At 66.9% G+C, this 14,100-nt stretch carries 10 protein-coding genes and 1 riboswitch; of the genes, 5 read left to right on the top strand and 5 right to left on the bottom strand.

Annotated features, from left to right (window positions below; all coding sequences use genetic code 11):
- The first annotated feature begins 134 nt into the window (after positions 1-134).
- The 5 genes from MYCSM_RS15765 to MYCSM_RS15745 all read left to right on the top strand — a co-directional run bounded on the left by MYCSM_RS15765 (position 135) and on the right by MYCSM_RS15745 (position 7,929).
- Positions 135-1,505: a hemolysin family protein gene (locus MYCSM_RS15765; RefSeq protein WP_015307157.1), complete on the top strand. Its 1,371-nt coding sequence runs from the start codon at positions 135-137 to the stop codon at positions 1,503-1,505.
- A 20-nt stretch (positions 1,506-1,525) separates the two neighbouring features.
- On the top strand, positions 1,526-2,578 hold the full coding sequence (locus MYCSM_RS15760; protein WP_015307156.1) for a hemolysin family protein: 1,053 nt from the start codon (positions 1,526-1,528) through the stop codon (positions 2,576-2,578).
- A 55-nt stretch (positions 2,579-2,633) separates the two neighbouring features.
- A complete protein-coding gene (locus MYCSM_RS15755; RefSeq protein ID WP_051073908.1) occupies positions 2,634-3,527 on the top strand; it encodes a 3-methyladenine DNA glycosylase in 894 nt (297 codons plus the stop codon).
- An 83-nt stretch (positions 3,528-3,610) separates the two neighbouring features.
- Entirely contained in the window at positions 3,611-5,809 is a 2,199-nt protein-coding gene (locus MYCSM_RS15750; RefSeq protein ID WP_015307154.1) for a malate synthase G, read from the top strand.
- A gap of 14 nt (positions 5,810-5,823) precedes the next feature.
- Positions 5,824-7,929: a substrate-binding domain-containing protein gene (locus MYCSM_RS15745; RefSeq protein WP_015307153.1), complete on the top strand. Its 2,106-nt coding sequence runs from the start codon at positions 5,824-5,826 to the stop codon at positions 7,927-7,929.
- On the opposite strand, the gene MYCSM_RS15740 is transcribed toward MYCSM_RS15745, so the two are convergent.
- The 5 genes from MYCSM_RS15740 to ftsR all read right to left on the bottom strand — a co-directional run bounded on the left by MYCSM_RS15740 (position 7,926) and on the right by ftsR (position 14,090).
- A complete protein-coding gene (locus MYCSM_RS15740) occupies positions 7,926-8,801 on the bottom strand; it encodes an alpha/beta fold hydrolase (protein WP_015307152.1) in 876 nt (291 codons plus the stop codon). The genes MYCSM_RS15745 and MYCSM_RS15740 overlap by 4 nt on opposite strands.
- An 87-nt stretch (positions 8,802-8,888) precedes the next feature.
- Positions 8,889-11,720, bottom strand: a complete 2,832-nt coding sequence (gene gcvP, locus MYCSM_RS15735) for an aminomethyl-transferring glycine dehydrogenase (protein WP_015307151.1) — start codon at positions 11,718-11,720, stop codon at positions 8,889-8,891.
- A gap of 73 nt (positions 11,721-11,793) precedes the next feature.
- Positions 11,794-11,892: riboswitch (glycine riboswitch) on the bottom strand.
- A gap of 66 nt (positions 11,893-11,958) precedes the next feature.
- Positions 11,959-12,582, bottom strand: coding sequence for a MerR family transcriptional regulator (locus tag MYCSM_RS15730; RefSeq protein WP_041314129.1), 624 nt, complete (start codon positions 12,580-12,582; stop codon positions 11,959-11,961).
- A 229-nt stretch (positions 12,583-12,811) separates the two neighbouring features.
- Positions 12,812-13,306: a bifunctional nuclease family protein gene (locus tag MYCSM_RS15725; protein WP_015307149.1), complete on the bottom strand. Its 495-nt coding sequence runs from the start codon at positions 13,304-13,306 to the stop codon at positions 12,812-12,814.
- A 49-nt stretch (positions 13,307-13,355) separates the two neighbouring features.
- Entirely contained in the window at positions 13,356-14,090 is a 735-nt protein-coding gene (gene ftsR / locus MYCSM_RS15720; protein ID WP_015307148.1) for a transcriptional regulator FtsR, read from the bottom strand.
- Positions 14,091-14,100 lie beyond the last annotated feature (10 nt).

The raw sequence follows: 14,100 nt of genomic DNA, 5'->3' as shown, positions 1-14,100 counted from the left end.
CTCGAAAGGGACCCCGTGCCGCAGGCACCCGTCGAGGCCGTCGGCTGCCCTGTCGAGCGGCCGGAGCCTTCCGACTCCGAGCCGTCCACTAGTCGGCCGGGCATGCGGCCCGGCGAACGTTTGGTGATGACGCGATGAGCGTCGTGTACTCCGTGCTCGCGCTGTTGGCCTTCGCCGTTCTGACCGCAGGCACCGCGGTGTTCGTCTCCGCCGAGTTCTCGCTGACCGCGCTCGAGCGCAGCACGGTCGACGCGAACGCGCGCAGCGGTGGGCGCCGCGACCAGCTCGTGCAGCGGGCGCATCGAACGTTGTCGTTCCAGCTCTCCGGCGCCCAGGTCGGCATTTCGATCACCACGCTGATCACCGGCTACCTGGCCGAGCCCCTCGTTGCGCATCTGCTCGAGCCGGTGTTCGCGGCGACGTCGTTGTCGCCCGACGTGTCCGGCGGCCTGGCGTTGGGGCTGGCGCTGCTGATCGCGACGTCGGTATCGATGGTGTTCGGTGAGCTCGTCGCGCAGTACCTGGCCGTGGCAAAGCCGCTGCCGGTCGCACGCGTGGTGGCAGGCCCGCAGGTGCTGTTCTCGATGCTGTTCACCCCGTTGATTCACCTGACCAACGGAAGCGCGAACTGGATCCTTCGTCGTCTCGGCATCGAGCCTGCAGAGGAGTTGCGCTCGGCCCGCTCGCCGCAGGAGCTGGTGTCGTTGGTGCGCAACTCGGCGCGGCGGGGTTCGTTGGATCCTGTCACCGCGACGCTGGTCGACCGCTCGCTGCAGTTCGGCTCCCGGACAGCCGAGGAGCTGATGACGCCACGGACGGAAATCGTCACGCTCGAGGTTGACGACACCGTCGCCGATCTGGTGGAAGCGGCCATCCAGAGCGGTTATTCGCGATTCCCGATCGTCGAGGGCGACCTCGACGAGACCGCCGGCATCGTGCACGTCAAGCAGGTCTTCGAAGTCCCGCCGCAGCGGCACAAGACAACCAAGCTGGCCGGCCTGGCGCAGCCCGTCGCTCGAGTGCCGTCAACCCTGGACGGCGATGACGTGATGGCGCAGTTGCGGGCCAACGGCCTGCAGACCGCATTGGTTGTCGACGAATACGGCGGGACAGCGGGCATGGTGACGGTCGAGGACGTCATCGAGGAGATCGTCGGCGACATCCGTGACGAACACGACGAGCCGACCGCCGACGTCGTGCAGGCCGGCCAGGGCTGGCAGGTATCCGGTCTGCTGCGCATCGACGAAGTGGCAGGAGCCACCGGATTCCGGGCCTCAGAAGGCGAATACGAGACCATCGGCGGCCTCGTGCTTCAGGAGCTGGGCCACATCCCCGAAGAAGGTGAGTCTGTCGAATTGACGGCCTTCGACCCCGACGCGCCGCTGGATGATCCGGTGCGCTGGCTTGCCACGGTGGTGCGGATGGACGGGCGGCGCATCGATCAGCTGGAGCTGACGCAGCTGGGCAGGCGCGACGACGAACCGGAGGGCACCGATGAGCACTAGCGCGAGGAGAGGTGGCTGCGATGGGTGACTTCCTCGGCGTGATCTTGACCTTGGTGCTGCTCGCGGCCAACGCGTTTTTCGTCGGCGCCGAGTTCGCGCTGATCTCGGCGCGGCGCGACCGGCTCGAGGCGCTGGCCGAGCAGGGCAAGCACAGCGCGGTGGCGGTGATCAGAGCCGGCGAGAACCTGCCGCTGATGCTGGCGGGCGCGCAGCTCGGCATCACGGTCTGTTCGATCCTGCTGGGCCGGGTTGGCGAACCGGCGGTGGCGCACCTGCTCGAGCGGCCGTTCCACTTGTTCGGCATTCCCGACACCGTGCTGCACACGGTGTCGTTCGTCATCGCGATCACGATCGTCGTGGTGCTGCACGTGCTCCTCGGTGAAATGGTGCCGAAGAACATCGCGATCGCGGGGCCCGAGTCGGCGGCCATGCTGCTGGTGCCGCCATACCTGCTGTGGGTGCGCGCCGCCAGGCCCGTCATCGCGGTGTACGACTGGTGTGCCCACGTGATCCTGCGGATGTTCGGGGTCGAGGCGAAGACCGAACTGGAAAACACGGTTTCGACCGTCGAACTCTCCGAGATGATCGCCGAATCGATGTCTGAGGGCCTGCTCGATCCCGAGGAGCACAACCGGCTGTCGCGGGCACTGCAGATTCGCAACCGAGTGGTCGCCGATGTCGCGGTACCGCTCAGCGCGGTGCACGCGGTGACGGCAAGCGGCGACGGGTCCGGACCGACAGTGGCGGCGATCCAGCGTGCATTGGCAGAGACTGGCTACTCGCGTTTCCCGGTCGTCGATTCATGGGGCAGCTTCGTCGGCTACGTGCACATCAAGGACGTGCTGGCGCTCGTCGATGATCCGGATGCCGTAGTGGACCCGACGTCGGTGCGGCCGCTTCCGGAGGTGCCCGACGCGACGCCGCTGCCCGATGCGTTGTCGCTGCTGCGGCGCAACAACAGCCATCTGGCTCTCGTTACCGCCGCCGACGGCGGGGTCTCGGCGATGGTCACGCTTGAAGATCTGGTGGAGGACGTGGTCGGCGCCGTGCGCGACAGGACGCACCGTGCCTGATGTCGTGCGCCGCACGACCGTGCCTGATGTAGTGCACCGCACGATCGTGCCTGAAATGGTCGTCCTCGACGAGGCCGACTGGACCATCCGCGAGCGCGTGCACCAGAACCGGGTGGACGAGTTTTGTGAGCCTCATCGCAGGCGAGCGCGGGTCGGTGAGACCCACCCGGTCTGGGACTTCCTGTTCACCTACTACAGCCTTCGGCCGCGGCACCTGCGGGTCTGGCACCCCGGCTTCGGTGTCGAGATCCGCGGCGATGCGGCGGAGCGCTATCTCGAGCGCAGCGGCTACGGGCGTGGACGCCACGGCGTGACAGTCACCGATGAGCACCTGGTGTCGCGCGCAGACACGGTGCGGTTCATCGCCAGGCTGCTGCGGGCGACGGCCGCACGCCCCGCCCGGATGAATTGCTTCGGGATGCACGAGTGGGCGATGGTCTACCGGGCGCCCGCGGTGCGCCACGGCCAGGTGCCGCTGCGCCTCGGCGCGGAAGGCACCAACGCCGTCGTCGAGTCGATGCCGTTGCGCTGCAGCCACTTTGACGCGTTCCGCTTCTTCACCGAGCCGGCCACCCGCCGCAACACCGAGCAGCTCACCCGCGACAGCCAGCTCGCGACCGAACAACCGGGCTGCGTGCACGCTGCGATGGATCTGTACAAGTGGGCCTTCAAACTCGGCCCGCTGGTTGATTCCGACGTCGTGATGGACTGTCTGCGACTCGCCGCCGATGCCCGTTCGCTGGACATGCGGGCGAGCCCCTATGATCTCCGCGACTACGGATTCGAGCCGATCGCCGTCGAAACGCCGGCCGGTCGCGCCGAGTACGTCCGTGCCCAGCAGCACATCGCTGAGCGGGCCACACCACTGCGGGCCACTCTGGCCGACCGGTGCGACCTGCTACTGACCGCGGTGAACCGCGGAGCAGCCAGCGTGGCTGCTGGCGAATAGCCCCAGTTACCGCTGGGTAAGCTGGATCGACGGCTTTAGGGAGGAAACATGGCCAGCGAGCGAGCAGCGAAGGCGGATCGCGCATGAGTAACCGTGTGACGGTGGGGAACCTGCGCGTCGACCAGGTGCTGTACGACTTCGTCAACAACGAGGCGCTTCCGGGCACCGACATCGACCCCGACAGCTTCTGGGCGGGCGTCGACAAGGTCGTCACCGACCTGTCTCCCCAGAATCAGGATCTGCTGGCTCGCCGCGACGACCTGCAGGCGCAGATCGACAAGTATCACCGCCAGCACGTCATCGAGCCGCTCGACCCGGACGGCTACAAGCAGTTCCTCACCGAGATCGGCTACCTGCAGCCCGAGCCTGACGACTTCACCATCACCACCGCAGGCGTGGATGACGAGATCACCACGACCGCGGGTCCGCAGTTGGTGGTGCCGATCCTCAACGCCCGGTTCGCACTGAACGCCGCCAACGCGCGCTGGGGTTCGCTCTATGACGCGCTCTACGGCACCGACGTCATCTCGGAAGAAGACGGCGCCGAAAAGGGCACCAGCTACAACAAGGTGCGCGGCGACAAGGTCATCGCGTACGCGCGCAAATTCCTCGACACCGCGGCGCCGCTGGCGTCCGGCTCGTGGAGTGAGGCCACCGGACTCAAGATCGAGGACGGCCAACTGGTCATCGAATTGGGCGAGGCCTCGACGGGCCTTGCGACGCCCGGGCAGTTCGTCGGCTACACCGGCGAACTCGGTTCGCCGCAGTGGTCGGTCTTACTGCGCAACCACGGCCTGCACGTCGAGATCCTGATCGACCCCGACTCCCCCGTCGGCTCGACCGACGACGCGGGCATCAAGGACGTGGTGCTGGAGTCTGCGATCACCACGATCATGGACTTCGAGGATTCGGTGGCCGCCGTCGACGCCGACGACAAGGTGCTCGGGTATCGCAACTGGCTCGGCCTGAACAAGGGCGATCTCACCGAAGAGGTCGCCAAGGGCGGCAAGACCTTCACCCGCGTCCTCAACCAGGACCGCACCTACACTCGGCCGAATCCGGGCCCTGACGGGCCTAGCGAGCTGACGCTGCCGGGGCGCAGCCTGCTGTTCGTCCGCAACGTGGGTCACCTGATGACCAACGACGCGATCGTCGACGCCGAGGGTAACGAGGTGTTCGAGGGCATTCAGGACGCCCTGTTCACCAGCCTGATCGCGATCCACGGCCTCAAGCAGGGCGACGGCAACGGGCCGCTGGTGAACAGCCGCACCGGTTCGGTGTACATCGTGAAGCCCAAGATGCACGGACCCGACGAGGTGGCCTACACGTGCGAGCTGTTCAGCCGGGTCGAGGACGTGCTCGGCCTGCCGCAGAACACGCTCAAGGTCGGCATCATGGACGAGGAGCGGCGCACGACGCTCAACCTGAAGGCCTGCATCAAGGCCGCCGCCGACCGGGTGGTGTTCATCAACACCGGATTCCTGGACCGCACCGGCGACGAGATCCACACCTCGATGGAGGCAGGGCCAATGATCCGCAAGGGTGCGATGAAGAGCACCCAGTGGATCAAGGCGTACGAAGACCAGAACGTCGACATCGGCTTGGAGACCGGCTTCTCCGGTAAGGCCCAGATCGGCAAGGGCATGTGGGCGATGACCGACCTGATGGCCGACATGGTCGAGCAGAAGATCGGTCAGCCCAAGGCCGGCGCGACCACCGCGTGGGTGCCGTCGCCGACCGCGGCCACCCTGCACGCCATGCACTACCACGAGGTCGACGTCTACGCGGTGCACAAGGAACTCGAGGGTAAGCGGCGCGCAGGAGTTGATGAGCTGTTGACCGTTCCACTGGCAAAGGAGCTGGCGTGGGCGCCTGAGGAGATCCGCGAAGAGGTCGACAACAATTGCCAGTCGATCCTCGGCTACGTGGTGCGCTGGATCGACGCGGGTGTCGGCTGCTCGAAGGTGCCCGACATCCACAACGTGGCATTGATGGAAGACCGTGCGACGCTGCGGATTTCGAGCCAGCTGCTGGCAAACTGGTTGCGCCACGGCGTGATCACCGAAGAGGACGTGAAGGCCAGCCTGCGCCGGATGGCTGCGGTGGTCGACGAGCAGAACGCCAAGGATCCCGAATTCCGGCCGATGGCACCGGATCCCGAGGGCAGCATCGCGTTCCAGGCCGCCCAGGAGTTGATCCTGTCCGGTGGTGCGCAGCCCAACGGCTACACCGAGCCGATCCTGCACCGACGTCGACGCGAATACAAGGCAGCTGCGCAGTGAGCACAAGGGGTTAAGTGGGTAGGCATAGCGCTCCCGATCCCGAGGACTCGGCTGACGAAGGCGTGCCCGAAGAGCCGCCTACACAACGCTTCGGTCGTCAGCCGCCGCCAGAGCCCGACGGTCCGGGCGCCGGCTACGACGAGCCCGCCGCCTACCCGTCCACCCCGTATCCCGACGGCGACTTCGACGAGCCGAGTTACGACGACGCGGGCTACGACTCCGGCTATGACGGGCCGGGCTATGACGAGCCCGACTACGGCGGCGATTACGGCCAAGCCGACTTCGACGAGCCCGCCGACGAGTACCCGCACCCGGAACCTGCACGCGGTGCCGGTCCGCCGCCCCGATCCGGACAGAAGCACAGCGGTGAATGGGAAGGCGGCGAGTGGACGGGTAGCCACCGCGCAATCACACCCGGCAGGCGGGGTGTCAGCGTTGGCGTGATCGCCGCTCTCGTGGCCGTCGTGGTGATCGTCGGTGCGTTCATTCTGTGGCGATTCTTCGGCGACGCTCTGTCCCATCGCAGCGATGCGCTCGCCGCGCGGTGCGTGGACGGCGATCTGGCGGTCAGTGTCGTCGCCGACCCGTCGATCGCCGATCAGGTCCACAAGCTGGCCGATGCCTACAACAAGAGCGCGGCGCCCGTCGCCGACAAATGCGTGAAGATCGGTGTCCGGCCCGCCGATTCCGACCAGGTCGTCAACGGCTTCATCGGCAAGTGGCCCCCCGAACTCGGTGAGCGGCCCGCGCTGTGGATCCCGGCCAGCTCGGTGTCGGAGGCCCGCCTCGAGGCAGCCGCCGGTGCGCAGACGGTCAGCGACAGCCGCTCCCTTGTCACCTCGCCCGTTCTGATCGCCACCAGGCCGCAGCTCAAAAATGCGCTGGCCCAACAGAATTGGGGAACGCTGCCGGGCCTGCAGACCAATCAGACAGCGTTGGACGGCCTGAATCTGCCCGGTTGGGGGCCGTTACGGCTGTCGTTGCCGCTGAGCGGCGACAGCGACGCCTCCTATTTGGCGGCAGAGGCCGTGGCGGCGGCGTCGGCGCCCGCGGGCCAACCGGCCAGTGCTGGAGCGGGAGCGGTCAACACGCTGGTGGGTGGCCAGCCCAGGCTCGCCGACAACAAGTGGACCACCGCGATGGACGCATTGGTGAATTCGTCCGATCCGGCGACTGCGCCGGTGCACGCCGTCGTCAGCACCGAACAACAGTTGTTCGCACGCGCCGCTTCGATGCCGAACGCCAAGGACAGGCTCGCCTCGTGGTTGCCGCCAGGCCCGACGGCCATCGCCGACTATCCGACGGTGCTGCTCAGCGGCAACTGGCTGTCGCAGGAACAGGTCAGCGCGGCCAGTGAATTCGCCCGGTTCATGCGCAAACCCGAACAGCTAGCCGAGTTGGCCAAGGCCGGTTTCCGGACCGAGGGCGCCACGCCGCCGAAGAGCGACGTGACGAGTTTTGCGCCGGTGTCGGCACCCCTTTCAATTGGTGACGCCTCGATGCGGGCGACGCTGGCCAACGCGTTGACCGCGCCGGCCGAGAGCCCTGCGGTGACCATCGTGCTCGACCAGTCGATGCCTACCGATGAGGGCGGCAAGTCGCGGCTGGCCAATGTGGTGGCTGCACTCAACGCGCGGCTGCGGGCCCTGCCGCAGAATGCCGCGGTCGGGCTGTGGACGTTCGACGGTGTCGAAGGCCGCTCGGAGGTGAGCACCGGTCCGCTGTCGGATCAGGTCAACGGTCAGCCGCGCTCGGCGGCGTTGACCAGTGCGCTGAACTCGCAGACCGCGTCGGGCGGCGGTGCGGTGTCATTCACCACGCTGCGGATGCTTTACGACCAGGCAAAGGCGAATTACCGTCAGGGCCAGAACAATTCGATTCTGCTCATCACCGCGGGGCCGCACACCGACCAGTCACTGGACGGCTCGGGCCTGCAGCAGTACATCCGCGGTGCCTTCGATCAGGGCCGCCCGATCGCGGTGAATGTGATCGACTTCGGCAACGATTCGGACCGCTCCACCTGGGAGGCCGTCGCACAGGCCAGCGGTGGCAGCTACCAGAACCTCGGCAGCTCGGCCTCGCCCGACCTCACCGCAGCGATCACGCAGTTCGTCGGTTAGTGCGACGCCGTCGTCAGCAGGCTCAGTGCTGCGCGGGTGAACACCTCGGGCACTTCCACTTGCGGATAGTGCCCGACGCTGGGTAACTCGACAACGTCTGCGGCGGGCCGCAATTCGCGTAGTCCGTCGAGCACATTCGTGGTCGCCACCGGATCGTCGAGCGCCCACAGGAAGCTCAGCGGTTTGGGCCAGTCGCGCACAGCGCCGTGCCACCGGTCGGCGTATCGCTCGCGCTCGTCGAGATACGAGATCAGCAGGTGCGCGATGCGGTGCCCGTCGTTGTTGGCGATCAGTGCCCACTGCGCGTCGGCTTCTTCCTTGCCCAGTGGATGGTTCGCGCTGAACAGTCGCCCGAACTCCTTGGTGAACCTGCCGCCGCTGGACAGGCGCGCGGCCAGCGGGCCGAGCGGGCCGCGCAGCAGCTTCTGGACGGGCCGCAGGCTGGCGCGACTCAGGATCACGCTGCCGTTGCTGAGCACGACGCGTTGGAGGTCAAAGGGCAAGGCGCCCTGAAGGTCTCGGGCCAACAGCTCCGTCGTCACCGATGTCCCCATGTCGTGCGCGATGAGAACGACCGACCCCGGCGCCTCGGCGGCGACGACGGCCTGCACGATGTCGGCCTGCTCCAGCAGGCTGTAGCGGTGCGGCCGAGGCTTGTCCGAGAGGCCGAAGCCCAGAAAATCCAGCGTCAGCCAGGCCCGGCCTGCGAGGTGCGGCACCACGCCGCGATAGTCATACGAACTCGACGGGTAGCCGTGCAGCAGCAGGATCGTCGGGCCGTCGCCGGGTGCCGAGCGGACGAATACCTTGCCGGCAGGCGTCGTCAGCCAGCTGCCGCCATCACGCCACTCGGCCACACTCGGGGGCACCACACCACGGACCCTAGCCGCCGAACGTGGATTACCCGCACGCTTCGGGCGCGCGGAACGTGCGTTAAGCCCACACTCGGTGGACCTGGGTTAGGCGAACGCCTCGACCGGCGGGCACGAGCACACCAGATTGCGGTCACCGTAGGCACCGTCGATGCGGCGCACCGGCGGCCACACCTTCGGCCGGAAGCCCTTGCCAAGCGGGTAGGCCGCCTGCTCACGGGTGTACGGATGATCCCAGTCGGCCACCAGCAGGCACTCCGCGGTATGCGGCGCACCGCGCAGCGGGTTGTCGTCAACCGTCCACGTGCCCGCGCCGACCTTGTCGATTTCGCTGCGGATCGCGATCATCGCGTCGCAGAACGCATCGACCTCGGCCAGGCTCTCGCTTTCCGTCGGCTCGACCATCAGGGTGCCCGCGACGGGAAAGCTCATCGTCGGCGCGTGAAAACCATAGTCCGCCAAGCGTTTTGCCACATCGTCCACGGTGACGCCGGTGTCTTTGGTGATACCGCGCAAATCAAGGATGCACTCGTGGGCCACCATGCCGTTCTCGCCCGTGTACAGCACCGGGTAGTACTCATCGAGGCGCCGCGCAATGTAGTTGGCCGACGCGATCGCCGTCAACGACGCCGCGCGCAGGCCGCCGGCGCCCATCATCCGGATGTATGCCCACGTGATCGGCAGGATCGAGGCAGACCCATACGGCGCCGACGACACGGTGTACTTGTCGGGTAGCTCCCCGGCCAGCGGATGGCCGGGCAGGTATTTGGCCAGATGCTCGCGCACCGCGACCGGCCCGACGCCAGGACCGCCGCCACCGTGCGGGATGCAGAACGTCTTGTGCAGATTGAGATGACTGACGTCGCCGCCGAACCGGCCAGGCCGGGCCAGCCCGACGAGCGCGTTGAGGTTCGCGCCGTCGACGTACACCTGGCCGCCGACGTCATGAACGGCCGCGCAGATATCTGCGATGTCGTGCTCATACACGCCGTGCGTCGACGGATACGTGATCATCAACGCCGACAACCGATCCGCGTGCTCGTTCACCTTGGCGCGCAGGTCGTCAAGGTCGACGTCGCCGTTCGTCCGGCACGCCACCACCACGACCCGCATGCCAACCAGCGCGGCCGACGCCGCATTGGTGCCGTGCGCACTCGACGGAATCAGGCACACGTCGCGGTCGGGCTGGCCGCGCTCGGCGTGATACGCCTGGATCGCCAGCAAGCCGGCGTACTCGCCCTGCGAACCGGCATTCGGCTGCAGCGACACCGCGTCATAGCCGGTGATCGCGGTCAGCCAGGTCTCCAGGTCGGCGATCAGCTTGCGCAGCCCCGGCGTGTCCGAGGCAGGTGCGAACGGGTGCTGACGGGAGAACTCCGGCCAGGTGATCGGCTCCATCTCGGCGGCCGCGTTGAGTTTCATCGTGCAGGACCCGAGCGGAATCATGCTGCGGTCCAACGCAATATCCTTGTCAGCCAACGACCGCAGGTAGCGCATCATCTCTGTTTCGGTGCGATACTGCGTGAACGCCGGATGGGTGAGGAATTCCGAAGTGCGCGTTGCGATTTCGGAGTGCAGCGACCCGGCGGGCGCCAACCCGAACGCCTCGATCACCCGGGCGACGTGTTCGTCGGTGGTGGCCTCGTCGCAGGACACCGACACGTGGTCGGCGTCCACGCGCCACAGGTTGATGCCGTTGGCCTTGGCCGCAGCGATCACCTCGTCGGCGCGCCCAGGAACGTTAGCGAGCACGGTGTCGAAGAACTTTTCGTGGACAAGCGCGTCGCCAAGCGCACCGGCGATCGCCTCCGCGCGCGCATGCACGCGGCGCGCGATGCCGGTCAGGCCGTCGGCGCCGTGGTAGCTGGCGTACATCGAGGCGATCACCGCAAGCAACACCTGCGCGGTACAGATGTTGCTGGTGGCCTTGTCGCGGCGGATGTGCTGTTCGCGGGTCTGCAACGCCAGCCTGAAGGCCGGCGACCCATCTGCATCGACCGAAACGCCGACCAGTCGACCGGGCAATTGGCGTGCGTGCTTCGCGTGGACCGCGAGGTAGCCCGCGTGCGGGCCGCCGAATCCCATTGGCACACCGAAACGTTGGGTGGTGCCGAACGCGACGTCGGCGCCGATGTCGCCCGGCGATGCGATCAACGTCAGCGCCAGCAGGTCGGCGCCGATCGCCACCAGCGTGCCGCGCTCGTGCGCAGCGGCCACCAACTCGGTCCAGTCGACGACCCCGCCGCTGGCGCCGGGAAGCTGGGTGATCACCCCGAAGAAGTCGCCGTCAGGCAGGCCTGCGCGCAGATCGGTGGTGACGATCTCGATGCCGAGCGGTTCGGCGCGGGTGGCCACGATGGCGGCCGTCTGCCTGTACACATCCGCGTCGATGACCAGCCGGTTCGACGGCCCACGCACGGCGCGGTGCATCAACGCCATCGCCTCGGCGGCCGCGGTGCCCTCGTCGAGCATCGAGGCGTTGGCGACCTCGAGTCCGGTCAGGTCGGCGACCATCGTCTGGAAGTTCAGCAGCGCCTCGAGCCGGCCCTGGCTGATCTCCGGCTGATACGGGGTGTAGGCGGTGTACCACGCCGGGTTCTCAAGTATGTTGCGGCGCAACACCGGTGGCGTCAGCGTGTCGAAGTAGCCCTGCCCGATCATCGAAACGGCAACGGTGTTCGAATCAGCAATGGCGCGCAACTCGGCCAGCGCTTCGTGCTCGCTGGCGGCGGGCAGCAGTTGATCGAGTCCCGGCGCGACGCCGTCGGCGGACAGCGCGTCGAGGATGCCCGCGGGCAACGCTATGTCGGCCAGTTCGTCCAGAGATCCCACGCCGATGATCTTGAGCATCGTCGCGACGGCGTCGGCGTCGGGTCCGATGTGACGATCCGCGAAGTTGGGCTGGTTGTGATCGAACACTGAGGTGCACTCCCGGAGAGGAACGTCCCTCCCCCTCAGTCGTCAACCCGGTCGGGTGTCTCCAGAGGCATCGGGGCCTTGCGCGGTCCTGGGTGCCTGAGAGGTTGACGGAGAGGTGTTGCTCCTTCGGCGTCCGTGGCTGGCGGTCACGGAACTCTCCCACACAAGGGCGATGCATAGGCGAGTTTACCGGCACCACCGCTGAGCGGCGATTTCGGCTGGCAAAGCAGGCGGCGTGTCAGCCGATTTTGCGGTCGCGATGCTTGCGGCGCGAGGCCAGCTCGTCCTCGGGCGTGGCGATCGACTCGCCGCCGTCGGCACGCTCGCCGGGGAATTCGGCGATCGCGCCGGTCAGCTCCCGCATGGCGCCGGACACCGCGATGCCGAACACGCCCTGGCCGCCCTGCAGCAGGTCGACAACCTCTTCGGCCGACGTGCACTCGTAGACCGTGGTGCCGTCGGAGAACAGCGTGATGTTGGCCAGATCGCGGACGCCGCGCTGACGCAAGTGGTCGACGGCGACGCGGATGTTGTGCAGCGAGATGCCGGTGTCCAGCAAGCGTTTGACGATCTTGAGGACCAGGATGTCCTTGAACGAGTAGAGCCGTTGGCTACCCGACCCGGCTGCGCCGCGGATGGACGGCACTACGAGCGAGGTCCGCGCCCAGTAATCCAGTTGTCGGTAAGTGATTCCGGCGATCTGGCAGGCGCTGGGACCGCGGTAGCCCACGAGTTCGTCGGGCACCGAGTCGTCGGGGAACAGACCGGCCTGCACGGGTTCGCTGGGGGCGGCTGCCGGCGATTCGGCGGGCCCGCTGCTGGTGGACAGGTCCAGCTGCTCTTGACGTGGCGTGTCTCCCACTCTGCCAATCCTCTCGCCGATCGAACTCGCGTCTGTGACCTGCATGGGCGCACGTTTGCCGAAGCTCGAATGTGTCGAGCATACGCTTCCCGTCGAGCCATTTCTGCTCGTCACGACCAAGTATGGCTGCCCAATTCATAGTTCGAAGAAACCCGCGCCGCGTGTCGGGCGCGACGAGACGTTTCCGTGACAAAACCCCAGCGGACAGGGCCCACGCGTCAGTTCTGGACTATGTCGCCTTGAAATCGTCGGGCGACACGCTGTCGAGAAACTCTTTGAACTTCTCGACTTCGTCCTCGCGCACCGCGCCCGCAGCCTCTTCGTCGTTTTCGTCGGGAATCAGCAGGCCCGCCTCGGCGAGCACCGCCTCCTCGACATAGATCGGAACGCCGACGCGCAGCGCGATGGCCACCGAATCCGACGGCCGCGCCGACACCTTGATGTCGCGGTCAAAGATCAAGTCCGCGTAGAAGGTGCCCTCCTGGAGGTCGACGATGCGCACCTCTTTGAGCGAATGACCAAGGGCCGTAATGAGATCTCGGATCAGATCGTGCGTCAGCGGCCGAGCGGGCTCATGGCCCTGCTGTTCGAGCGCGATCGCTGCAGCCTCCGGCTGGCCGATCCAGATCGGCAAGTAGCGGTCACCGTTGGCTTCCCGCAGCAGCAGCACCGGCTGGTTCTGCGGCTGCTCCACGCGAATGCCGACCACACGAACCTCACCCATCTGTGTCTGCCCTCCGCACAAAGAAGCCGTCAAAAAACGAGTCTAATCCTCAGCGATCCAGAACGTCGCGTACGGCGGACTTGATCAGCGACGTGTGCAACGTGATCGCCAGCGCGGCCACCTCGCGGGCCAGATCGTCGGCGCGGTCACGGGCGCCGGCCTTACCCGCCTTGACCACCGGACCGGCGATTTGGGCGATCAGATCGGACTGGCGGTCGGCCGCGGAGCGAAACGCCCGCAGATGCCGCGGCTCGACGCCGTACTCCGCCAGCGCCTTGGCGCACTGCGCGATCACGACCGAATGTTCGTCGAAGAAACCCGCTGCGCCGGGTTTGACGATGCCGCCCTTGACCAGCTCGTTGAGCAACGCGTCGTCAATGCCGGATCGCAACAGCAGATCCTCGCGGCGAAGACGCACCTGCGACTGTGCCACCGACACGCCGCCGTCCGGTGTGTCGGAATCAACGGGGACCAAACGCGGTACGCCGTAAGCGGATCCGCCCTGGGGCAGCTCGCCGTCGGGTTGAGCGTCCAGCTGGGCCTTGATGACCTTCAACGGCAGATACTGATCGCGCTGCGCGGTCAGGATGAACCGCAGCCGTGCGCAGTCGTAGGCGGTGAATCGCCGATACCCCGAGGGGGTGCGCTCGGGCGTGACCAGTCCCTCGGCCTCCAAAAAACGAATCTTGGAGATGGTCACGTCCGGGAAGTCCGGTCGCAGCAGATCCAGGACCGCTCCGATCGACATCCCGGCGAGGGATGAGCGGACGTCCGGCTGTGTCATCGGCTCTTCG

The sequence above is a fragment of the Mycobacterium sp. JS623 genome, assembly GCF_000328565.1.
Lineage (GTDB): Bacteria > Actinomycetota > Actinomycetes > Mycobacteriales > Mycobacteriaceae > Mycobacterium.
Note: the sequence above shows the minus strand (reverse complement) of the source record. Positions and strands in the feature narration are given on the sequence as shown.

Bases quoted from the DNA above. Each gene is read 5' to 3' on its own strand.
- ftsR (WP_015307148.1), bottom strand. From the start codon at position 14,090: ATGACACAGCCGGACGTCCGCTCATCCCTCGCCGGGATGTCGATCGGA.
- MYCSM_RS15750 (WP_015307154.1), top strand. From the start codon at position 3,611: ATGAGTAACCGTGTGACGGTGGGGAACCTGCGCGTCGACCAGGTGCTG.
- MYCSM_RS15755 (WP_051073908.1), top strand. From the start codon at position 2,634: ATGGTCGTCCTCGACGAGGCCGACTGGACCATCCGCGAGCGCGTGCAC.
- MYCSM_RS15725 (WP_015307149.1), bottom strand. From the start codon at position 13,306: ATGGGTGAGGTTCGTGTGGTCGGCATTCGCGTGGAGCAGCCGCAGAAC.
- MYCSM_RS15760 (WP_015307156.1), top strand. From the start codon at position 1,526: ATGGGTGACTTCCTCGGCGTGATCTTGACCTTGGTGCTGCTCGCGGCC.
- MYCSM_RS15765 (WP_015307157.1), top strand. From the start codon at position 135: ATGAGCGTCGTGTACTCCGTGCTCGCGCTGTTGGCCTTCGCCGTTCTG.